19 protein-coding genes and 2 tRNA genes are annotated in these 20,785 nt (G+C 61.7%); 17 read left to right on the forward strand and 4 right to left on the reverse strand.

Translation table 11 applies throughout. The features are described 5' to 3' along the window. The first annotated feature begins 1 nt into the window (after position 1). The 11 genes from ACT8II_RS02680 (at position 2) to ACT8II_RS02730 (ending at position 8,637) form a co-directional block, all read left to right on the forward strand. Positions 2–304: a PTS sugar transporter subunit IIB gene (locus ACT8II_RS02680; protein ID WP_294123125.1), complete on the forward strand. Its 303-nt coding sequence runs from the start codon at positions 2–4 to the stop codon at positions 302–304. A gap of 54 nt (positions 305–358) precedes the next feature. Beyond that, positions 359–1,672 carry a PTS sugar transporter subunit IIC gene (locus tag ACT8II_RS02685; RefSeq protein WP_118652782.1) on the forward strand — a complete coding sequence of 438 codons (1,314 nt, stop codon included), beginning with the start codon at positions 359–361 and terminating at the stop codon, positions 1,670–1,672. A 129-nt stretch (positions 1,673–1,801) separates the two neighbouring features. Then, positions 1,802–2,896: a DUF871 domain-containing protein gene (locus tag ACT8II_RS02690; protein WP_118652784.1), complete on the forward strand. Its 1,095-nt coding sequence runs from the start codon at positions 1,802–1,804 to the stop codon at positions 2,894–2,896. Positions 2,897–2,898: 2 nt separating this feature from the next. Beyond that, positions 2,899–3,804 (forward strand): N-acetylglucosamine kinase, encoded by a 906-nt coding sequence (locus tag ACT8II_RS02695; protein WP_294123121.1) that lies wholly within the window; start codon positions 2,899–2,901, stop codon positions 3,802–3,804. 8 nt (positions 3,805–3,812) lie between these two features. After that, positions 3,813–4,985, forward strand: a complete 1,173-nt coding sequence (anmK, locus tag ACT8II_RS02700; RefSeq protein ID WP_443812946.1) for an anhydro-N-acetylmuramic acid kinase AnmK — start codon at positions 3,813–3,815, stop codon at positions 4,983–4,985. Then, the gene (locus tag ACT8II_RS02705) at positions 4,985–5,431 is read left to right on the forward strand and encodes a hypothetical protein (protein WP_118652790.1); all 447 of its coding nucleotides are present in this window, start codon (positions 4,985–4,987) and stop codon (positions 5,429–5,431) included. Before anmK ends, ACT8II_RS02705 begins: the two co-directional genes overlap by 1 nt. 197 nt (positions 5,432–5,628) lie before the next feature. Then, positions 5,629–5,979 (forward strand): hypothetical protein, encoded by a 351-nt coding sequence (locus ACT8II_RS02710; protein WP_118652792.1) that lies wholly within the window; start codon positions 5,629–5,631, stop codon positions 5,977–5,979. A 244-nt stretch (positions 5,980–6,223) separates the two neighbouring features. Continuing rightward, a tRNA-Arg gene (locus ACT8II_RS02715) sits at positions 6,224–6,300 on the forward strand. Between the two features lie 222 nt (positions 6,301–6,522). Then, positions 6,523–6,599, forward strand: a tRNA-Arg gene (locus ACT8II_RS02720). Positions 6,600–6,960: 361 nt separating this feature from the next. Next, on the forward strand, positions 6,961–8,235 hold the full coding sequence (locus ACT8II_RS02725) for an ammonium transporter (protein WP_294160167.1): 1,275 nt from the start codon (positions 6,961–6,963) through the stop codon (positions 8,233–8,235). Positions 8,236–8,298: 63 nt separating this feature from the next. Further along, entirely contained in the window at positions 8,299–8,637 is a 339-nt protein-coding gene (locus ACT8II_RS02730) for a P-II family nitrogen regulator (RefSeq protein ID WP_443812947.1), read from the forward strand. Positions 8,638–8,684: 47 nt separating this feature from the next. Here the strand turns inward: ACT8II_RS02730 and ACT8II_RS02735 are convergent, their stop codons facing one another. After that, positions 8,685–9,503, reverse strand: coding sequence for a hypothetical protein (locus ACT8II_RS02735; RefSeq protein WP_443812948.1), 819 nt, complete (start codon positions 9,501–9,503; stop codon positions 8,685–8,687). Between the two features lie 175 nt (positions 9,504–9,678). On the opposite strand from ACT8II_RS02735, the gene ACT8II_RS02740 reads away from it, so the two are divergent. After that, entirely contained in the window at positions 9,679–10,341 is a 663-nt protein-coding gene (locus ACT8II_RS02740; RefSeq protein ID WP_118652800.1) for an HAD family hydrolase, read from the forward strand. Positions 10,342–10,524: 183 nt separating this feature from the next. Beyond that, the gene (locus ACT8II_RS02745; RefSeq protein ID WP_294123198.1) at positions 10,525–11,229 is read left to right on the forward strand and encodes an FGGY-family carbohydrate kinase; all 705 of its coding nucleotides are present in this window, start codon (positions 10,525–10,527) and stop codon (positions 11,227–11,229) included. Here the strand turns inward: ACT8II_RS02745 and ACT8II_RS02750 are convergent. After that, positions 11,226–11,504 (reverse strand): hypothetical protein, encoded by a 279-nt coding sequence (locus ACT8II_RS02750; RefSeq protein ID WP_294123105.1) that lies wholly within the window; start codon positions 11,502–11,504, stop codon positions 11,226–11,228. The genes ACT8II_RS02745 and ACT8II_RS02750 overlap by 4 nt on opposite strands. On the opposite strand from ACT8II_RS02750, the gene ACT8II_RS02755 reads away from it, so the two are divergent. After that, positions 11,503–11,892, forward strand: coding sequence for a class II aldolase/adducin family protein (locus tag ACT8II_RS02755; protein ID WP_443812949.1), 390 nt, complete (start codon positions 11,503–11,505; stop codon positions 11,890–11,892). The genes ACT8II_RS02750 and ACT8II_RS02755 overlap by 2 nt on opposite strands. Here the strand turns inward: ACT8II_RS02755 and ACT8II_RS02760 are convergent. Next, complete coding sequence (locus ACT8II_RS02760) at positions 11,876–12,955, reverse strand: LacI family DNA-binding transcriptional regulator (RefSeq protein ID WP_443812950.1); 1,080 nt, start codon at positions 12,953–12,955, stop codon at positions 11,876–11,878. The genes ACT8II_RS02755 and ACT8II_RS02760 overlap by 17 nt on opposite strands. A gap of 220 nt (positions 12,956–13,175) precedes the next feature. Here ACT8II_RS02760 and glmS point away from each other — a divergent pair, with 220 nt between their 5' ends. Both glmS and ACT8II_RS02770 read left to right on the forward strand, forming a co-directional pair. Further along, positions 13,176–15,041, forward strand: coding sequence for a glutamine--fructose-6-phosphate transaminase (isomerizing) (glmS, locus tag ACT8II_RS02765; RefSeq protein ID WP_443812951.1), 1,866 nt, complete (start codon positions 13,176–13,178; stop codon positions 15,039–15,041). Positions 15,042–15,299: 258 nt separating this feature from the next. Continuing rightward, the gene (locus ACT8II_RS02770) at positions 15,300–18,974 is read left to right on the forward strand and encodes a 5'-nucleotidase C-terminal domain-containing protein (RefSeq protein WP_443812952.1); all 3,675 of its coding nucleotides are present in this window, start codon (positions 15,300–15,302) and stop codon (positions 18,972–18,974) included. 306 nt (positions 18,975–19,280) lie between these two features. On the opposite strand, the gene ACT8II_RS02775 is transcribed toward ACT8II_RS02770, so the two are convergent. Then, positions 19,281–20,273 (reverse strand): LysR substrate-binding domain-containing protein, encoded by a 993-nt coding sequence (locus ACT8II_RS02775; protein ID WP_443812953.1) that lies wholly within the window; start codon positions 20,271–20,273, stop codon positions 19,281–19,283. Between the two features lie 249 nt (positions 20,274–20,522). Here ACT8II_RS02775 and ACT8II_RS02780 point away from each other — a divergent pair. After that, on the forward strand, positions 20,523–20,785 hold a 263-nt coding region (locus ACT8II_RS02780; RefSeq protein ID WP_443812954.1), incomplete at its 3' end, for a putative sulfate exporter family transporter.

Below are 20,785 nucleotides of genomic sequence, written 5' to 3' on the forward strand. Positions count from 1 at the left end.
CATGAAGGACTACAAGATCCTGCTCGTCTGTTCCGGTGGCATGTCCACCACCATCTTGATGACCAAGATGCAGAAGTACGCGGAGGAGAAGGGCTTTGGCCTCAAGGTCGATGCCTGCGCCATGGGCGTGTGCCAGGACAAGGCGCCCGAGTACGACGTCATCCTGCTCGGCCCGCAGATCGCCTATCAGAAGGGCGGCATCGCCGCCAAGGTGTCCATCCCGGTTGCCGCCATGCAGCCCCAGGATTACGCGATGGCTCGCTGCGAGAACATCTTCAAGCAGGTCGATGAGATTTTGGGCTAAGGCCCACGTGCGCTCGGCAGTCGAGTGCCCTTGAGTAAGAAAGGATGCGAACACATGGACAAGTTCCAAGCGTTCCTCGATAGGTCTCTCGGGCCTATCATGAGCAAGCTCGGTGGAAACCGCTATCTGCTTGCTGTGCGCGACGGCGTTGTTTCCGCGCTGCCGCTCATCATCGTTGGCTCGTTCTTCTTGATCGTTGCCATGCCGCCGCTGCCCCAGGACTGGGAGATCTACAAGTTCCTGTCCGGCAACGCGGCCACGATTCTGCTGCCCTACCGCATGACCATGTACATCATGGCGCTCTACGCGGTCTTTGGCATGGGTAACAGCCTCGCCCGTTCTTACAACCTGGACGGCGTTTCGGGCGGTATCCTGTCCGTCATGGCGTTCCTGCTGACCTTCACCCCGGTCAACGTTGCCGCTGAGGCCGAGGCTGGCGTTGCCGGCTTTGTGCTGCCCATGGCCAACCTGGGTGGCGGCGGCCTGTTCGTGGGCATGATCGTGACCTTCATCGCGATTAACGTGTTCCGTTTCACGAACAACTCCAAGTTCAAGATCACCATGCCCGAGCAGGTTCCCCCGTCGGTTGCTCGCTCCTTCGAGGCCCTTACGCCCACGCTCATCGTGATCTTGATCATCGGCTCGCTCACGTACTTCGTGGGCTTCAACTGGCACACCGCGGTCTCCACGCTGATCGCTCCGCTCGTGAGCGCCACCGACACCCTTCCGGGTGTCCTGCTCATCGTCTTCCTTACCTGCTTCTTCTGGTTCTTCGGCATCCACGGCGTGTCAATTGTGGGCTCCATTGCCCGTCCGCTGTGGCTGACCCTGCTTGAGCAGAACGCCAACGCCGTCGCCGCTGGTGCTGCCGGTACCGCCCTGCCCGCCATCTCCGCCGAGCCCTTTTATCAGTGGTTCATTTGGATTGGCGGCTCGGGTTGCACCATCGGCCTCGCGCTGCTGCTCGTGACCGTCTGCCGCTCCAAGTACCTCAAGGATCTTGGCCGTCTGGCCGTCGTTCCGGCGATCTTCAACATCAACGAGCCCCTGATCTTCGGTACGCCCATCGTGCTGAATCTCACCCTCGCGATCCCGTTCATCGTGACGCCCATGGTCTGCGCCGTCATCGCTTGGGTCGTGACCTCCATGGGTCTCGTGAACCAGGTGATCGTGACCGCCCCGTGGACCCTGCCCGGGCCTATCGGTGCCTACCTGGCCACCGGAGGCGACTGGCGTGCCTCGGTGCTGTGCATTGTCCTGATCATCATTTCCGTCCTCTGCTATCTGCCGTTTGTCAAGATGTACGACAAGCAGCAGCTCAAGGAGGAGGGTTCGCTCGAGGAGCAGCCCGCCGCCGACGTCGCGTAGCGCGAGCGATAACGTGACCGCTGTGTAGCCATCGCACGGGTCCCGGGCACAAGGTAGCTCGGGACCCGTTATTGTTTTGAACCTCGTAGGCGCGCCGTGCGGCTCGCCCGCATAGACGAAAGGAACCTCATGAAGCGCTTGGGTATCTCCATCTATCCGGAAAAGGCCACCAGGGAAGAAACGTTCGCCTATATGGAGCGCGCGGCCAAGGCGGGTTTCTCGCGGATCTTTAGCTGTTTGCTTTCGGTCGAAGATGACCGCGAGACGCTCAAGCGCGATTACATCGAGATGAACAATCGCGCACACGAGCTGGGTTTTGAGGTCATGCTCGACTGCAATCCGCGCGTGTTCGACGAGCTTGGCGTGTCGTATAAGGACCTATCGTTCTTCAAGGAGATCGGCGCGGACGGCATTCGCCTGGATATGGGCTTTAGTGGCAGCGAGGAATCGCTCATGACGTTCAACCCGCAAGGGTTGCTCGTCGAGATTAACATGAGCAACGACACCCACTACGTGGACACCATCATGGATTATTGTCCCGACACGAATCACCTGGTGGGGTGTCACAACTTCTATCCACACAACTACTCCGGCCTCACGCTCGAGCACTTTACCAAGTGCACCGAGAACTTCCGCCGCCATGGCTTGCAGACGGCCGCGTTCGTAACGTCCCAGGCGAGCGGTACGTTTGCCAACTGGCCCGTGACCGACGGTCTGCCCACGCTTGAGATGCACCGTCACCTGCCGCTGCACCTTCAGGTGGAGCACTTCATCTCCATGGGCACCATCGACGACGTGATCATCTCGAACTGCTATCCGAGCGATGAGGAGCTCGCTATTTTGAAGGACCTGCCGCGCAACCTCGTGTGCTTTGACGTTGAACTCATCGAGGGTCTGCCCGAGGTCGAGCGCTCCATCGTGCTCGACGAGCTACACTTCAACCGCGGCGATGTCTCGGTCAACTTTCTGCGCTCCACGCAGAGTCGCGTCAAGTACAAGGGCCACGAGTTCAAGGTCCTCAACGCCCCTGCCACAATCCGTCGCGGCGACGTGGTGATTGAGAGCAGCGAGTACGGCCACTATGCCGGTGAGCTGCAGATCGCCCTTTCCGATATGGAGAACAGCGGCAAGAGCTCCGTGGTGGGCCACGTGCCCGACATCGAGCACTTCCTGCTCGATACGATTCGCCCGTGGCAGAAGTTCCGCTTTAGGGAGGCGTGCTAGGCATGCAGTGGATCGGCGTGGACGGCGGGGGTACCAAGACTCTGTTCGAGCTGTACGACAACGACATGAACATGCTGCAGCAGCTGCGCCTGCCCACGTGCCACGCCGGTCAGGTGGGCTACGACGGCATGCACGCGGTGCTCGCCGAGGGCGTGGAGGCACTCGCGGCGGCAGCTGGTGACGAGGTGGGCATTGGCTTTGGCCTAGCGGGCTACGGTCAGGACCCCCGCATCCGCGCCTCGATCGAGGAGGTCGTGCGCGCGGTCGCCGGTGAGCGCCCATTCGAGCTGGTGAACGACGTGCGCGCTGCTTGGGCCTCGAGCCTCGCTGTGCGCGATGGCGTCGCGGTCATTTGCGGGACGGGCTCAATCGCCTACGCCGTCCGCGGCGAGCGGGAGCAGCGCGCCGGAGGCTGGGGCTATCAGATCGGTGACGAGGGGAGCGGCTGGTGGATCGGCCGCGAGCTGCTGCGTCTGTTCAGCCGCCAAGCCGATGGACGCGATGAGCGAGGCCCGCTGTTCGATGTCGTGATGGAGCGGCTGGGGCTTTCCGAGCCCTCCGACTTGATCCTGTACGTCCGTGATGAGCTGGGGGGCGAGCGCGCGAAGGTGGCATCGCTCACGAGCGTGATGCGTGACGCCGCTCTGGCGGGGGATCCCTTTGCATTGAACGTGTACGAGCGCGCGGCTTCCGAGTTGGCGCAAATCGCCTCCGCCGCCGTCGAGGGGCTGTTTGAGCACGGCGAGTACGCTCCCGTGGGGTATGTGGGCGGCGTGTTCGAGGGAGCGGGCGAGCTGCTGTTCTCGCCATTGCGCCGTGCGCTGCCCGAGGGCTTTGAGCTTGTCGAGCCGGCGTTCGGGCCTGCGGCGGGTCCCTGCCTGCTCCTGCGCCAGCGACTTGGGGAGTAGGAGGCGCCATGCTAGCGATTGGATTGATGTCCGGCACCAGCTTGGATGGCGTGGACTGTGTCCTTGTGGATATCGACGGCGTGGACGAGTCCACGCGTGTAGAGTTGCGCGAGTTCATCACCTATCCCATGCCCGATGCCACGAAGGCTCGGATTTTGGAGGCGGTGGCGCCCGGGGGCGGGGATTCGCGTCTGCTGTGCTCGCTCCATGCCGAGTTGGGCCACCTGTTCTCACGTGCGGTCGCCGCGGTGTGCGAAAAGGCCGGGGTTGCGCCCGGTGATGTCGCGTTCGTTGCCAGCCATGGTCAGACGATTTGGCACGAGCCGGGTGCATCGCGCGATTACGCGGATGGCAGCCGCTTTCATGCCGGAACGTTGCAGCTGGGCGATGCCGCCGCGATCGCCTTCGACCATAACATCCGCGTGGTGTATGACTTCCGCGCCATGGATGTGGCTGCCGGCGGCCAAGGCGCGCCCCTCGTGCCGTTCTCTGAGATCGTGCTGTACGGTTCGACCGAACACAACCGCGTGCTGCTGAACATCGGCGGCATCGGGAACGTCACCGTGCTGCCGCGCGGGAGCCGTGCGGGCGACGTGTTCGCCTTCGACACCGGCCCGGGCAACATGGCGGTTGATGAGGCATGCCGTCGTCTGTTCGGCGTCGAGTATGATGAGGGCGGGCGCGTCACGGCGCGCGGACGCGTGGATGAGGGCGTGCTTGCCGAGTTGCTCAAGCATGGGTTCTTTGGCATGGAGCCGCCCAAGTCGACCGGTCGCGAGATGTTTGGTATGCAGTTCGTTGAGGAGTTCCTTGCGGCGCACCCCCAGATGGACCCCGAGGATGCAGTCGCCACGCTCACCGAGTTCACCGCGGCGAGTGTGGCGGATGCTTGCGAGCGTTTCGTTGCCCCGAGGCTCGACGGGGAGCTCGACGAACTGATTGTGGGCGGTGGTGGCGCGCACAACGCCACGCTCGTGACGCGTATCGCGGCCCGCATGCCGAATACACATGTGTGCACGCAAGACGAGTTGGGCTATTCTTCCGACGCGAAAGAAGCGGTCGCCTTCGCCGTGCTGGGCAACCAGACGCTGAGCGGGCGCCCCTCAAATGTTCCCTCCGCCACCGGCGCGTGTGAGTCGGTTGTGCTGGGTAGTGTTATCAATCCCCCGAGGAGCAGGTAATGAGTAGAAAGACCAAGGCGCAGATCGCCGCCCGTGGGACTGCGGCGGACCCGTCGCGCAAAGATGCCGAGAGACTGCGCACCGAGGCAAAGCAGAGCGTCCAGAAGTCAGCCAAGCTCGTAGGTGTCATGCCCGAGGATCTGGCGAACGAGGTGACGGCAACGGGTTCCGTCCCGTTTACATTCAAGAGTGCGTTCCTTTTGGGTGGGGCAGTCTTGCTGGGAACAATCGTCATCCCATTTTTCGCGTCAAAGGCGGGTGTTGGGATCGGGCTTTCGACGACCTGCGCCGCGCCGGTCTTGACGGCAAGCGCGCTCGCGTTCTCCCGGTTCTTCCTCGACTCAAAGCGCGGGCTCTGCCAGGGGTTTTTCATTACGTTCGCGGTCGCCCTCGCGTCGCTCACGCTCCTGTGCTGGTTGCTGTTCTTCCGGGGCATCATGGTGTAGACGGGCAGCCCCAACACATTTCACGTGTTGAACGACGGTCGCCTTCGGGCGGCCGTTTTTGTTTGGGGGAGTAGCACGGCGTCCGGACAAACCTCGGCGCTCTCCATCGAATACGAACAGAAGTTCCACGAACAAATGTTCCGTTATTGGGTAAACTAGATGACGAGGAGAGCGGTCGAGTTGAAAGGGGAGTGGCGATGCTCGATCTGTTTGATTGCGGAGCGATGCTGTTTGAGAGCGACCAGGATGAGGAGGTACTGCGTATCGAGTGCGCAATGACGCCCGAGGGCGCGTTGGAGGTGATGCAGGAAAGCGATGGCCCGCTTACCGAGTGGTGCTTTGAGGAGACGCCGCATCGCATCGAGGCGGTGGTGGAACCCGCGGAACTCGACGCGCTTATGGAGTACTTCCATGTGGATGAGCCTTACCAGTTGCCGGCGATTCTCCGGCTGGAGTACACGGGCTACGACTGCTTCCTGCGCCTGCGTGCCCTCCTGCGCCGTTTGGCGGTCCCGTACACCGTTCTCGAGGCCGCGATTGCGCGCTGAGGGGAGAGGAAAGGGGGAATGGATATGCCTGAGCTTGTTGACGTGGTCGAGGTGGAGCCTTTGGATGGCTATCGCCTACGTCTTGTTTTTGAAGATGGGAAGCGGGGCATTTTGATGTCGCTCCCTATTTGGGCATCGGCGTCTTTTGCAAGCTCGAGGAATAGCTGCTAGTTTCAGGAATCTGAAAAAGTGGCGAAGAATCCTTGACGGGGTGCATGATTGGTGGCACTATATACTTTGCGTTGCGGCGTTACCTCAGCTGGATAGAGGGTCTGACTACGAATCAGAACGTCACAGGTTCGAATCCTGTACGCCGCACCAGTCGAAATGAGAACCCGGGTCGTCTAAGCGGCTCGGGTTTTTTTAATGTGGCATCGCTGTGAAAAGGATGAGAGGGTGGGGTCGTGATGGCTTGAGGCCGTGGCCCAACACCGCCGTCCTATCGTTGCAACCGAAGTCGCCGCTGGGGTTGCCTCCGTCGAAAAGATTTTAGGTTTAGTGCTTGACTCCGCCATGGGCGCGTGGCAATATATTCCGTGCGTTGCGGCGTTACCTCAGCTGGATAGAGGGTCTGACTACGAATCAGAACGTCACAGGTTCGAATCCTGTACGCCGCACCAGTCGAAATGAGGACCCGGGTCGTCTAAGCGGCCCGGGTTTTTTATACAACGTTTGCGTTGCGAGCGTCTTGGGTGCCCATTTACCTCGGACCGCATATCGCTTCGGCTTTAGTAATAAGGTTGATCTTTTATCCACATTACATGCCCTTTTCAGCCTAGTTTCGGGAGTTGCACGCCTGTTTCAGAATGCTGACAGGGCTGTTTCCCCTTTGCATCTATACGTTAACGAGTGGGTCTCGCGCCAGTCCTGAGCGTTCCGGGTGGCATGATGGCCAAGTTGCAATTGCGCCGTGGGCCAATGTGGTCCGGCGCGACCGGTCCACCAGGTTATGTACGCAAAACCGGATTGTTAGGGGATACCATGTTCGACACCGGTTCAACGGCCTTCATGCTCATCTGCACCATGCTCATCTTCCTTATGACCCCAGGTCTCGCATTTTTCTACGGGGGTCTTGCCCGCCGTAAGAACGTCGCCAACACCATGCTCATGACCTTTGTGGTCATTGGTGTCGTCGGTGTGCTCTGGATCCTCGCCGGCTGGTCTTTCGCGTATGGCGGAGACGGATCCATCTCGTTTTTCGGCGGTTTTGACCAGCTGCTTTGCTTGCCCGTTGTCCAGCAGGTTCTCGAGCAGGCCGTGAACCCACCGGTCGATGCCACCTATCCCGCCATCGTCAACATCGCCTTTCAGATGGCCTTTGCCATGATCACCTCGGCGATTATCACCGGTTCCGTTGCCGGCCGCATGAAGTTCAGGGCAATCGTGCTGTTCCTGGGCATATGGGTGCTGGTTGTGTACGCCCCGCTCGCACACATGGTGTGGGGCGGCGAAGGCTCGTTGATTGGCGAGCAGATCGGCGCGCTCGACTTCGCCGGTGGTGACGTGGTCCACATTTCCTCCGGCCTCACCGGTCTGGTGCTTTGCATCGCACTGGGCGGCCGTCGCGGTTTCGGTGTCATGAGTTACCGTCCGCACAACGTGCCCTTTGTTGCCCTCGGTGCTGGTCTGCTGTGGTTCGGTTGGTTTGGCTTCAACGCCGGTTCGCAGTTTGCCGCCGACGGCGTTGCCGCCCTCGCGTTGCTCAACACCGTCACCGCAAGTGCGTCGGGCCTGGTGTCGTGGCTGATTGTAGAGCGACTTGCAACGGGAAAGCCCACGCTGGTGGGCGCCAGCACGGGCCTGGTGGCAGGCTTGGTTGCCATCACGCCGAGCGCGGGCTTCGTCGAGCCCTGGGCTGCGCTGATCATTGGCGCCGCGGTCCCGCCCGTGTGCTACTTCGCCATCTCGCACCTCAAGGCTCGCTTCGGTTACGACGACGCGCTTGACGCGTTCGGTTGCCACGGCATCGGCGGTATCGTTGGCGGCATCCTCACCGGCCTGTTCTGCGTGCCCGAGCTGTCATGGACGTCCTTTGGTGGTCTGCTCTACACCGGCGATCCCACGCTACTCGTCGCGCAGGTCCTGGGCATTGTGGTCACGGTCGCCATCGTCCTCGTTCTCGATCTTGCCATCGTGTTTGCAGTGAAGGCTCTTTGCGGCGGCAGCCTGCGTGTTGAGGAGTCCGAGGAGGCCTTGGGCCTGGATATCTCCGAGCACGGCGAGAGCGCCTACCCCGCCTTCACGGGTTTGGACTAGGCCTACCCGCGAGTCCGTTTGACTCGCCAACCAGCGCGTATAGATGAAATGATAGGAGTAGCCATGAAGAAACTGACCGCTGTTGTTCGTCAGGAGAAGCTTGAGGTTCTCAAGCAGGCGCTGTTCGATAAGGGCATTCGCGGCATGACCATCTCTCAGGTACAGGGCTGCGGCAACCAGCACGGCTGGAAGGAGTACGTGCGTGGTACCGAGGTCCTTCTCAACACCATCCCCAAGGTCGAGTTCGAAATCGTCGTGGACGACGAGCAAGTAAATGATCTGGTGCAGGTCGTTTGCGATGCGGCCCGAACGGGGGAGGCCGGGGATGGAAAGATCTTCGTGACCCCTGTGGAGGACGTCATTCGCATCCGCACCGGCGAACACGGGCCCGCCGCGCTGTAGCGGCTCTGGGCGTTGCGGGTAGGAGCGTTGCGCTCCGCTGCAGGTCGTTATGCTTTGCCGTTACCTTCGCCGTGAATGTATGCTCGGACGATGGGGTCGACCCTTTGGGCGCCCCGTCGTCCAAGTTCGTCAATGATGCGTTGTGGCAGCGCGTGCTCTCCTGTCTGCGCATTTTGGAGCAGCGTCGCCTTGAGCTCATCCTCGCCGAGACTCACCCGCGCCGTGCCGGCGTCCAAGCGCACGCGGACCTGCTCAAACCCCAGGCTATGCAGGTAGTCCTCGCAGGCTTGAACAACATGAAGCTTCTCCGCGGTGAGGACTTCACCACAGGGGACACGCGTTGCCAGACAGGCTCCTGCCGGGAGGTTCCACACCTCGTGCCCCCAGGCGCGCAGCACCTCGCGCTCCTCTGCCTTGCTCCAACCTGTTTCCATGAGGGGGGATTTCGCGCCAAGTTCTCGCACGGCGCGCGTGCCGGGGCGGTAGTCTCCGGCGTCGTCGGCATTGCTGCCCTCCAGGACCACGTGCGCTCCAAGCTCATGCGCGGCATCCATGATGCGTTGGAATCCCAAGCGCTTGCAGTGATAGCAGCGATCTGCGGGGTTCTTCGCCACGGTGGGATCCGAAAGCGGATCGACCGCGATGCTGACCACATGGGCCCCTAGGCGCTCAAACCGCTCCCGCTCTCGTTCGAACGATGCGCGCTCGGGCGTTCCCACCAGGGGTGTATCGAGGTGAATGAGATGCACATGGCTCGGGGGCAGCGCACGCACGCAGACCGCGGCGAGGAAGGTGCTGTCCACCCCGCCCGAAAATCCGATGGCGACGCTTTCGTACGACCGAAACAGCTCGATAAGCCGTTGCATCTTCTCGTCGCTGCAAATCGATATTGGTATGTCGATTCTTGTGCTCATGGAAGGTATCTTACCCAACGAGCCGTTACAATGCTTGCCGAGGGCGAGGTTGATGGCTTCGCATCTCAATTCGCATCATATCGACATGTTCTCGGCGCCGTGCGAGACTGACGTTAAGAGGAGAGCCATGCAGCCCATTCAAGCGATTCTTTTTGACATGGACGGCACGCTCGTCGATTCCGAGCGGGTGAGTCAGGCGGCGTGGAAGCTCGCCGCCCACGACTTGGGATTCGAGCTCCCCGATGCGCTCACCCAGTCGTTCATTGGCCGCACCGCGCCATCGGTGCATGCCCTGGTGGCGAATCACCTGCATGGAGATGAGGCTCTCGCCGAGGAGTGCTTCCGCCTGCATCACGTGCATTTTGATCGCATTTGCGAGACGGACCTCACGTTGATGCCCGGCGCCCGCGAGGCGCTCGAGGAGCTGAGCACCGCCGGATATCCGCTCGCTTTGGCAACTTCAACCTACCGCGCGAAGGCCATTCCGCGTCTTGAGCGCTTTGGGCTGCTCGACATGTTCGCCACGATGACCACGGGCGACGAGATTGAGAACGGCAAGCCGGCACCCGACATCTTCCTGTTGGCGGCGGAACGTATGGGCGTCGAGCCGGCCAACTGCGCGGTGGTAGAGGACTCGCATAACGGTGTCCGCTCTGGTCACGCCGCCGGCGCGCGGGTCTTCATGATTCCCGACATGGTGCCGCCCACCAGCGAGATTGAGGCCATGTGCACGGCGATCCTCGGCAGCCTGCATGAGTTGCCCGCCGCGATTGCCGCCGTGAACGGATAAATTGCACCGACGGGGTAATGCGCGCGCCATTGGGGGTTGTCCCTAATGGCGCGCTCGGTAAATACGCAAATGCGGGGTTAAATTGACGACGCGCGAGTAGACAGAGTTCCCCTTTTGACAAAACCGCAGGTAGTTGTGTTGTCAAAAACAAGCTCTACTTGGCGTAACAGATTTTAACCTCGCATTTGCGTATTTCTTTCTTCAGGTACGTGGAGTTTGCTGGGCGTTGAGAATCCCGAGCCCATCACCACTGCGGAAAGCTATGAGCAGAATTTCACCAATGAGGGCGGCTTTGAGTTCCGCTTTAGGTATCTCAAGAACATCATGGGTTTGTGGATGAATCAGTCGGTCCGTCGTGAGATTAACGGCGTGGACTACGTTGAGGGGAAGACCGCACACAAAGCGATGCTCGACCACAAGGTCGGCTTTGACGAGCTGTGCGACCTGTGCCGCGAAGCAGAACCGTTCGAGGCCTACGTCGATGTGCAGGACGATCGCTTCTTGGTGCCCGATTCCATGATTGCCGAGATCAAGCGTGCCCGCGCCGATGGCGACCAGCCTGTCCCAGAGACGATCGGCGAGATCATCCGCACGATCTACTGCAGCATGGGCGCCTGCTATGCGAAGGCGGTCGAGGGGCTCCGCGAGCTGACGGGCAACGAGTACACCTCGATCAATATCGTCGGCGGCGGGTGCCAGGACTATTACCTCAATCAGATGACGGCGAACGCCACGAGATTGCCGGTCTTCGCCGGGCCCATTGAGGGGACGAGTATCGGCAATCTGATCGTCCAGATGATCGCCGGCGGGGAATTTGCCAGCTTGCAAGACGCCCGCGATTGCGTTGCCCGCAGCTTCGACGTGAGGCGCATCGATCCGCAGCCCTAACCAATAAGGAGGAAAACATGCTCGTAGAAACTCGCGCGAAGGTCGGAGTCTTCTCCATCGCCCTCGGCGCCTATCTGCCCCAGTTCTATCCGGGCCGCGGCACCATCACCTTCCTCGGCATCACGCAGGATGGTGACGGCTACTTCAAGTTCGTGGTCGCCGAGGGCGAGAACGTGGATGGCCCGATCTTCACCTTTGGCGACACCAACATGCGCATGAAGTTCTCGGATGGTGCCCGGCAAGTCCGAGATTGCCGAGGCGTCCTGCGCGCTCATGAAGAGCTACGACGCGATCGTGTGGGCGCACCACGGCCTGTTCGCGGCCGGTCCGGATTTCGACACGACCTTTGGCCTCGCGCACACCATCGAGAAGGCGGCGGAGATCTACCTCGCGGCCCGTGCGGCTAACGGCGGTTCGGACGACTTCCTCAACCGCATTTCCGACCAGGATCTTCGTGATACCTGCCGCGATTTCTTCATGCAGGGTGCGATCCGTGCGGCGGAAGATGATTTTGAGAATGACGTCTGCGGGACCACGCTTGCCGCGCTCTCCGGTCAGGATGTTGCGTTCGTGCGGGCGATGGCCCAAGATGATCGCCCCTCGCGCCGTCGCCGGAGGAGCCCATGCGGGCTCCTGCCTAACCCGACTACAGGTACCCACTGATATCCAGGTCCGGATCGGCGAAGTCGGTGGCGTTGTGCTCTCCGGAGCTTGCGCGTGCGAGCAGGAATGGCCGCACCAGAGCCTGATGATTCTCGGTGGGCATGGCGTTGCCCGCCCTGCGGTTGTCTTCAATCTGCGCGATGAGGTACTGCACGCCCTTGCGACCAATTTCGTACCCGGGGGGAGCGATGGTGGTGAGCGGAACGTTGCCGCTCCAGGCGAGCGGGTTACCGTCACTACCCACAACCTTGATATCGTCGGGCACGCTGAGCCCGGCGGACTGGATGCCCGCGATGGCTCCGGTGGCGAGCACGTCGGAGAGCGCAACCACAAAGTCGGGCCGTTCCGACGCGGGGCGCTTGGCAAGGCGGCGCCCGATTGAATATCCATCGCGTGCCAGGTTCCAAGAGCCCTCGTCAATGAACTCGAACGTTACGCCCGTCGTCTCGTGCATGAGGTCTTTGATGCCCGCTATGCGCATGCCGAGCTTTTCAAATTCGTCTTTACCAAAGACCGCAACGTGATGGGCGCCGGCTTCGATGGCGTGTTGGGCCACAAGGCGCCCCTGTGCACGGTTGTCGGCGCCAACAAAATACCCCGGCTCGTCACTGTGGAAGTCGAGGTAGACGGTGGGGGTCGACGGGGTCGCCATGGGGGGCTTCCAGCCGTAGGCGCTCATGGGCTGCACGAGGATGCCTGCCATTTGGGTGCCCATAAAGTAGGACAGGTAGCGGGCGGAGAGAATATCGTCGTTGTCCGCGTTGGCGATGAGCAGGCCGTATCCGTGCTTTTGGGCCTCGGCGTTGGCACCGTTGGCGATTTGCAGTGAGATGCCGTGCTCAAGGCTGGGCAGCACGAGGCCGAACGACTGATTTTTGCCACCGGCGAGCATGCGGGCACTCTGGTTGGGCGCGTATCCCAGTTTTGCCGCGACCTCGTTGATGCGCTTAAGGGTTTCGGGGCGCACCTTCTCCGGATGGTTGAAGGCGTTCGATACAGTGCCCAGCGCGACACCCGCCTCGTTGGCGACGTCGTTGATGGTGACGGTGGTATGGCGAGCCATGGGGCCTCCAAAAGCGCCTTGCCGAACGCGGTTATGCGGAAACCTATCCATTGTATCGCTTCAAAACCTTAATTTGGGAACAGGCGCTAAATTGAGCTTCTCAATCGAGGGCGCGCGCGTCATCTAAAATGGTCTCAAAAAACAAATACCATTGTTACCAACTTGTAACAATTTGTCCGTAAACTCTTGGGCTGCCGTCAATCGACCGAAAGGGTTCTCCATGTGCGGAATTGTTGGATATACCGGGTCCGAGGCCGCTGTCGACGTGCTGGTCACGGGCCTCAAGCGCCTTGAGTACCGGGGCTACGACTCGGCTGGCGTCGCGCTCGAGCTTGGCTCTACGGGGGAGTCGTCGCGCACGATTGATGTGGTTCGCTGCGTGGGTAAGGTGGCGGGCCTCGAAGACGAGCTGATCGCCCGTCATGCGGCTGCGACCTGCGGAATCGGTCACACACGTTGGGCGACGCATGGGCGCCCCTCGGTGGAAAACGCTCATCCACACGTGAGCTGCGATGGCAAAATCGCGGTGGTCCACAATGGCATCATCGAGAATTTCGCCGAGTTGCGCGAAGAGCTCACGGCGAAGGGCCATCACTTTAGGAGTGAAACCGATACCGAGGTCTTTGCGCATTTGATCGAGGAGGCCTATCCGCACCATCTATCCGAGCCGCGCCCGCTTGTCGCGGCGGTCCGCGAGGCTTGCACGTACGTGGTGGGTGCCTACGGCCTGGCCGCTGTGTGTGCGGACGAGCCCGGGGTCATCGCGGTTGCCCGCAAGGACAGCCCGATAGTCATCGGTCGCGGCGAGCGCGGCAGCTATGTTGCCTCCGACGTCATCGCCCTTATCGACGCGACGCGCGACGTCGTGGTCCTCGAGGACGGGCAGTTCGCCTGCCTCACGCCGGAAGGCGTCGAGTTCACCGATGAGCGCGGACACGTCATTGAGCCTGAGGTCACGCATATCGACTGGGATATCGATATGGCCGAAAAGGGCGGGTATCCCGACTTCATGATGAAGGAGATCTACGAGCAGCCGCGCGTGGTGCGCGACACGCTGGTGGGCCGCCTTGCCCCCACGGGGGAGCTCGACATCGACGAGCTCGGCCTGACGTACGAGCAGCTCGACGTGATCGATCGCGTGTACGTGATCGCGTGCGGCACGAGCTATCATGCCGGCCTCATCGCGAAGAACCTTATCGAGGGCTGGGCGCGCATTCCCTGCGAGGTTGAGGCGGCGAGCGAATTTAGGTACCGCAACCCCATCATCACGCCTTCGACGCTGGTGGTTGCCGTGTCTCAGTCGGGAGAGACGGCGGACACCTTGGCGGCGATTCGCGACGCGCGCATCAAGGGCGCGAAGGTCTTCGGCATCACCAACGTAGTGGGCAGCCCGGTGGCCCGCGAGAGCGACGGCGTGATCTACACCAAGGCGAACAAGGAAATCGCGGTGGCCTCCACCAAGAGCTTTATCGGCCAAGTGGTGAGCTTGACGCTGCTCGCACTGCTGCTCGGCCAGGTCAAAGGAAAGCTCACGACTGCCCAGGTGCGCATGTTGTTCCACGAGCTGGGCGACACCGCCGAGCAGATCCAGTGGATACTCGACACGCAGAAGGAGGCCGTCCACGAGGCCGCCTTGGCGTGCAAGGACGCACACTCTGCGCTCTTTGTGGGCCGCGGCATGGGCGCCGCGATCTCAAACGAGGGCGCCCTCAAGCTCAAGGAGATCAGCTACCTGCATGCGGAGGCGTACGCGGCGGGCGAGATGAAGCACGGGCCCATCGCGCTGATCGACCCCGGTTTCCCGGTCATCGCTGTTGCCACCAAGAGCCCCACGTACGACAAAACCGTAAGCAACCTCAAGGAGTGCGAGGCACGTGGCGCGCGCATCATCGCCGTGGCGACGGTGGGGGACGAGGACATTCGCAAGGTCGCGGACCATGTCATCTACGTGCCTGCCGTGCGGGATGCGCTGAGTGCCATCACCGCCACGGTGCCCCTGCAGCTCTTGGCGCGCGAGGTCGCCATCCTGCGCGGATGCGATGTCGACCAGCCCCGTAACCTCGCGAAGAGCGTCACCGTGGAGTAGCTCCCCGGGGCCCAAGCGACCTCAATTTGGGGGCAGGTACTAAATTGAGGTGATGCTGCAAGGCGAGCCTCGCAACCACCTATCGCGGTAGAAATGTCGAAAATGATGCGCTTCATCCTCGTTCTTTTCGACATTTCTACCGCGTGTCTTTAAAAGGCGAGCCACCTCAATTAAGCGCCTGTTCCCAAATTGAGATCTTGAAGTAGAGGGAGGTCGGTTACCCTAGGCACATCTAGATATCGTTGGGAATGGGGGCGTATGGCTAGGGGTGCGAACAGGGCGAGCCGTCCTTGCGTGCGGGAACTGCTAAGCCGTGGTGGCGCGATACGTGCCGCGATAACGCTTTTTGCATTTGTCCTGGCGGTGGCCGGGCATCCCATAGCGGCGCACGCAGACGGCACGAACGCGGTCTCGCGTCTGCACGATGCGCTCTATCTGCCGGCTGGTGTGGAGCTCGATGCTGTGTCCCCGGCGGGCGCGTACGGTGGCATCGGTGCGCGCTACACGACGCCCGCCAACGACGCGACGACGTACGCAAACGGTTCGCTGCCAGCTGCATTCGACCTGCGCAATGTTGACGGCACCACCTACGTGACGCCCGTCAAGAACCAAAACCCCTGGGGGAGCTGCTGGGCGTTCGGTGCTGTCTCGGCGCTTGAGAGCAACCTGCTCATGCAGGGCTACGGGTCGGCCGACCCTGCTTCTGCGAGCTATCTCGACCTATCCGAGTACTTCGTCGCAGGTTTTGGCCGTATGGAGACCCCGGTGGAGACGCTCGCGCTCTTGGGGGCCGCGTCTCAGGTGGGCGAGGGTTCGGTTCCTCGCGAGGGAGTCGACTATCTCGATGCGAGCGGCAATGCGCTCGATGCCGCGACGTGGATCATGTCGATGGGCGGATTGCCGGCCGAGTCGGTGGCGCCTTATCAGGACGACTACAAGACGCTCATCAAATGGATAGACGAGTACACGGGATTACAGATGTCCTGCTTCTCCTGGGAGGAGCCCTGGACACTCGCCGAGGCTCTGCGCGCGAACCGCGCGAATCGCGTGGCGACGGTCGAGTCCGCTCAACTGCTGCCCGGACCGTATGGAAACTCCTATGATTCCGATGGCAATCTGGTGCTCGGCGAGTACGATCCGTCTGCCACCGAGGCGGTCAAGACCCAGATCATGGACGGCGGCGCGGTCACGTTGTCCTACCACTCCGACACGTCCACCCCGGATGATGAGACGCAGAACACCGCGTACTTCAGCATGAAGAACTGGTGCCAGTACTCCTACGACGCCCTGCCGTACAACCACTTCGTGACCGTGGTGGGCTGGGATGACAATTACCCGCGCGAGAGCTTCCCCACCGCGCCCGACGGCAACGGCGCCTGGATCGTCAAGAACAGCTGGGGCAGTACGTCGGCAGACCCGGATTCCGGCTCCTATACCGAATGGGGTCTCGACGGCAGCGGATACTTCTATCTTTCGTACTACGACAAGACGATTTACTCCTTCTGTGCCATCACGGCGGAGGCAGAGCCCGATGCGAGCGGCATCATTCAGCAATACGACCTCGCGAATACGAACGAGCTGCAGGGCGCCCCGCTATTGGCGACGAGTGAGGTATCGGTCGCCAATGTGTTCACCGCCGAGGAGGACATGCGTATCGAGAGCGTCACGGCTTTTGCCGGCGTTGCGGGAGCGAGCGCGGATGTGGACATCTACCTGCTGGGCGACGAGACGGAAGACCCAGACGACGGCGCGTTGGTGGCGGAGCAGACTGAGGAGCTGCCGCTGGCGGGCGCATACACGATTGACCTTGACGAGCCGGTGCCGGTGCAGGAGGGCCAACGCTATGCGGTGGTGGAGACGATTGACGGCTTGATGGATGACGGATCGGGTGACGAGGTGCCCGTGTGGGGCATTCCCGTTGAGCGCGGCTATGAGCGCGCATACCTGGATGAGCAACAGTTTCCCTTCTACGCGGATGTTGTGGCGAACGAGGGCGAGAGCTATTTCGCCATCAATGGCGTTTGGGAGGACGCGGTTGAACTCAACAACGACCCGGATTTCACCGCGAATGGGGTGTTAACGTACGGAAATGCCCAGATCAAGGTGTTTGGTAGTGCTGCCGACCTGTCCTACGACGGATCGATGCAGATCCTGCACACCAACGACATCCACGGGCATTACAGCGTGAAGGGCGCGGACGGCGAGGCGGCCAACGCGTTCGGCGCCGTGGCGGCGCTGGCCGAGGACGTGGGCGCCGACCTCATCCTGGACGCGGGTGACACGTTCCACGGCACTACGTTCGCCACCTCGAGCGAGGGCGACGCGATTGCTCAGCTCATGGATGCCGCGGGCTACGACGCGACGACGCCCGGCAATCACGATTGGAGTTACGGGTCTGCGCGCCTGGCGCAGATCGACGCCGATGCGGGTTTCTCGGTGCTCGCCGCCAACGTGGAGGATGCCGAGACGGGCGCGGCGCTGTTCGAGTCCCCGTACCTGCTGCGTGAGGTCGCACTGACCGACGACGAGGGCAACCTGACCGGGCGCAGCGTCACCGTGGGCGTGTTCGGCGTTATCGATGAGGACTTCTACGGCTCGACGGCTCCGGCCAACGTGGCGGACGTCTCGTTCACGGACAGCGCGGAGGCCGCCAACGAGACGACAGCCGAGCTGCGCGCCGCAGGTGCCGACGTGGTTGTGGCGCTCACGCATAACGAGGACCCGAAAGCGTTCGCCGCGGCGACCGAGGGCGTGGACGCGGTCATCGCGGGGCATGAGCACATCAAGATCGACGAGACGGTCGAGGGCGCCGACGGCCGCGACGTCGCGGTGGTCGAGATGGCGTCCAGCCCGGCGTCGGAGTACTTCGGCTCCATCGGCGTGCTGACGCTCGACCTCGAAACGAACGCGGGCGATGAGATCAGCGTTGCGGACACTACGAGCGAGGGCTTTGCCGTGAAGGGCCATACATCCCAGGCAACTCCCACCGTAGAGGCGGCGCGGCCCAACGAGGCCATCGACGGCCTGACCGCGGAGCTTGTTGCCCAGAGCGAAGACGCGCTCTCACAGGTGATTGGCAAGAGCGGCAAGGCGTACGAGTACGCCACCGATGCGCTGCCGGGCGGCTGGGAGCTCGTGCGCACGGAGGACGCACCCATCGGCCACGTGGTCACGGGTGCGTATCTCGCCCAGACTGGGGCGGACCTCGCGTTTGAGAACGTGGGTGGCATTCGCGGAGGCATCCCCGCAGGGGACGTCACGGCTGCGGATATCCTTGGCGTTTCGCCTTACGGGAACACGCTGGCGACCTACGAGATGACTGGCGCACAGGTGCTCGACGCCATCGAACGCTCGCTCGCGATCTCGGCGGAGTGTCGCGACGTGCTTGCCAAGCAGGTGGCTGCGATGGAGGCGGGCGAGGACCCCATGCAGTACGAGTGGCCCAAGAGCTCGGGTTCCGTGCTTACGGTGGGCGGCCCCTCGATGACGGTCGACTGGAGCAAGCCTGACGGGCAGCGTGTGGTCAAGATCACGGTGGGCGGGCAGCCGCTCGACTCCGAGCGCGTGTACACGGTGGCGCTCAACAGCTACCTGCCCGGCGCGACTGGCACATATCCGTCCTTTGGACAGGCGATGCTCGTGCATGAGTACGGCACGTGCGAGGAGGCGCTTCGTGCGTTCATCGGTCAAGATGGCTGGGAGCAGACGATGGAGCGCATCTCCGGTACGGTGACCTATGCGAGCGGGGAAGGCGCGGACGCCGACCAGCCCGTTGTGGACCCCGCCCCAACGGGTCCGCAGTTCGAAGCGGGGGGCCGTCTTGTTGCGACGGGAGACTCCGTTGTCGCTGTTGGCATCTTTGGGGTTCTTGGAGCCGTTATGGCCACCATGGGGATGTTTGCTCGCGTTCGCTTGAGGCCGGACGACAAGTAAGACGTAGCGTTGCAGGCGGTTGGCGCGGTGCCAGCCGCCTTTTTCTTCAATGTGGGACCGACAATGTATTGAGGCACGCCGCCGTCTTAAGCCGTTCAGGTGAAATGTCGAAAAAAGAGAACAGAACGCGCCGTCCTCAACCCCTGTGGGAACTAGGGGTGAACTACGTTCCAAAACTTGGACGTGATAAATCACATGACCTATACGAGGCCTTCTGAAGGGCCTGATCACGGAACTCCGCCGGGGTCAGGCCCTTCAGCTTCACCTGTTGCGCTTCGGTTTGGAATCACCTACGGCATGAAGGGCTCACAGCAGGCCGCGCCACGCTTTGCAGAGGGCTCGATATCGTGGTGCGTATTGGCTGCCCCGTTGCCAGATGAGGCAAAAGTCGTGCTCGATTGAGAAGTCGGCGGGCGTGATATCCGCGAGCTCCCCTCGAGAGAGCTCTTCTTCCACGGCCACCCGATACATGAACGTGACCCCGGTGCCTTCGCGCACGCACGCTTTGATGGTGGGGATGCTTTCGAGCTCGACGATCCCCGCAAAATCCGTCACGGCGAGATCGCGCGCCGCCAGGTGTTTTTCCAGAATCTCGCGCGTGCCCGACCCAGCCTCTCGCAGAATGAGGCGCTCGCCGAGAAGGTCACGAATGGAGCTGGGTCGGGCGACGCGAGCATGGAGCCCCGTGCGGGAGGCGTCCTGCTCGGTGCCTGTTGGGTCGGCAGCCTCGGTTTCGGCGCCCGTCCCACGAGTGACGATTTCTTCGGCGTCCGCTCCGCCGGCAACGGCGATATACGGCTCGTGCGAGAGAACCTCGTAGTCAAAGCGCTCGCGGTCAAATGAGCCCTCCACGAGCGCGAAGTCGATATCGCCCCGATCGAGGGCGCCCACAAGGTCGCGTGTGTTGCCGGCCCGTAGCGTGACGGGGCTGTTGGGGTGCCGAACGAGATGGGCTGCCACGAGCTGCGGGGCCATGAAGTCGGCGACGGTCCGCGTGCATCCCAGCTTGAGAGGCGCCTCACGGGCCTTCGTGGGCGCTGCTGTTAGGCGCCCCACTTCCGCAACGAGACGCGCATCGTCGTTTTCCATGGTGAGGAGTCTCTGATACAGCACGGTTGCGGCAGGTGTGGGTTCGATACCCCGGCCCGTTTTCACGAACAGCGGGCACCCATAGTGCGATTCGAGCTGCTTTATGTGTTGGGAGACGGCCGGCTGCGTGATCATGAGGGAACGCGCGGCCTGCGTGAAGCTGCGCTGCCGATAGACTTCTAGAAACGTATGGGTGCGGTAGTCGAGCATGTTCGTGTTTCCACCTGCTATGCCGATGTGAATAAGAATACCTAATAAGTCTATAACCAATCGAATAGAAATCATTATAGACAAAGGTCCTACCATGATTCTGTTAGTAGATGCGCTGACTCAACGCTCGATTGGGCGGTCGGCGGTACATGTAAACCTCGATTTGGGGTGACCCCCATGTGAGGACGGCCCTCAATTGAGCTTGTCTCTCAATTGAGGTTCACGGTTGAGGTTGAGAAAGGTGGATGCGTGGAGCTCTTCAAGGATTTCAAGGACCTGTGGCGCGGGGTGGCGCTGGCGTTGGTGATCTCGGTGCCGGCCTGGCTGCTGGGGAGGCGATTCGAGGTCATCGGTGGCCCCGTCTTCGCCATTATCATCGGCATGGTGATAGGGCATATGTTGCGCAAACGCCCGGGCGTCATGGAAGCTGCCGCCCCGGGCATCAAGTACACCTCTAAGAAGATTCTCCAGTATGCGGTCATATTGCTTGGTTTCGGGCTCAATTTGGGGCA

This window comes from Collinsella sp. (assembly GCF_052346665.1).
In the GTDB taxonomy this organism is placed as follows: domain Bacteria; phylum Actinomycetota; class Coriobacteriia; order Coriobacteriales; family Coriobacteriaceae; genus Collinsella.

What these genes read in the sequence shown, in the direction of transcription:
- ACT8II_RS02735 (WP_443812948.1), bottom strand. Translation starts at nt 9,503, where the DNA reads ATGCAACGGCTTATCGAGCTGTTTCGGTCGTACGAAAGCGTCGCCATC.
- anmK (WP_443812946.1), top strand. Translation starts at nt 3,813, where the DNA reads ATGCTAGCGATTGGATTGATGTCCGGCACCAGCTTGGATGGCGTGGAC.
- glmS (WP_443812951.1), top strand. Translation starts at nt 13,176, where the DNA reads ATGTGCGGAATTGTTGGATATACCGGGTCCGAGGCCGCTGTCGACGTG.
- ACT8II_RS02770 (WP_443812952.1), top strand. Translation starts at nt 15,300, where the DNA reads ATGGCTAGGGGTGCGAACAGGGCGAGCCGTCCTTGCGTGCGGGAACTG.
- ACT8II_RS02730 (WP_443812947.1), top strand. Translation starts at nt 8,299, where the DNA reads ATGAAGAAACTGACCGCTGTTGTTCGTCAGGAGAAGCTTGAGGTTCTC.
- ACT8II_RS02685 (WP_118652782.1), top strand. Translation starts at nt 359, where the DNA reads ATGGACAAGTTCCAAGCGTTCCTCGATAGGTCTCTCGGGCCTATCATG.
- ACT8II_RS02690 (WP_118652784.1), top strand. Translation starts at nt 1,802, where the DNA reads ATGAAGCGCTTGGGTATCTCCATCTATCCGGAAAAGGCCACCAGGGAA.
- ACT8II_RS02725 (WP_294160167.1), top strand. Translation starts at nt 6,961, where the DNA reads ATGTTCGACACCGGTTCAACGGCCTTCATGCTCATCTGCACCATGCTC.
- ACT8II_RS02710 (WP_118652792.1), top strand. Translation starts at nt 5,629, where the DNA reads ATGCTCGATCTGTTTGATTGCGGAGCGATGCTGTTTGAGAGCGACCAG.
- ACT8II_RS02775 (WP_443812953.1), bottom strand. Translation starts at nt 20,273, where the DNA reads ATGCTCGACTACCGCACCCATACGTTTCTAGAAGTCTATCGGCAGCGC.
- ACT8II_RS02740 (WP_118652800.1), top strand. Translation starts at nt 9,679, where the DNA reads ATGCAGCCCATTCAAGCGATTCTTTTTGACATGGACGGCACGCTCGTC.
- ACT8II_RS02755 (WP_443812949.1), top strand. Translation starts at nt 11,503, where the DNA reads ATGAAGAGCTACGACGCGATCGTGTGGGCGCACCACGGCCTGTTCGCG.
- ACT8II_RS02695 (WP_294123121.1), top strand. Translation starts at nt 2,899, where the DNA reads ATGCAGTGGATCGGCGTGGACGGCGGGGGTACCAAGACTCTGTTCGAG.
- ACT8II_RS02705 (WP_118652790.1), top strand. Translation starts at nt 4,985, where the DNA reads ATGAGTAGAAAGACCAAGGCGCAGATCGCCGCCCGTGGGACTGCGGCG.
- ACT8II_RS02760 (WP_443812950.1), bottom strand. Translation starts at nt 12,955, where the DNA reads ATGGCTCGCCATACCACCGTCACCATCAACGACGTCGCCAACGAGGCG.
- ACT8II_RS02680 (WP_294123125.1), top strand. Translation starts at nt 2, where the DNA reads ATGAAGGACTACAAGATCCTGCTCGTCTGTTCCGGTGGCATGTCCACC.
- ACT8II_RS02750 (WP_294123105.1), bottom strand. Translation starts at nt 11,504, where the DNA reads ATGAGCGCGCAGGACGCCTCGGCAATCTCGGACTTGCCGGGCACCATC.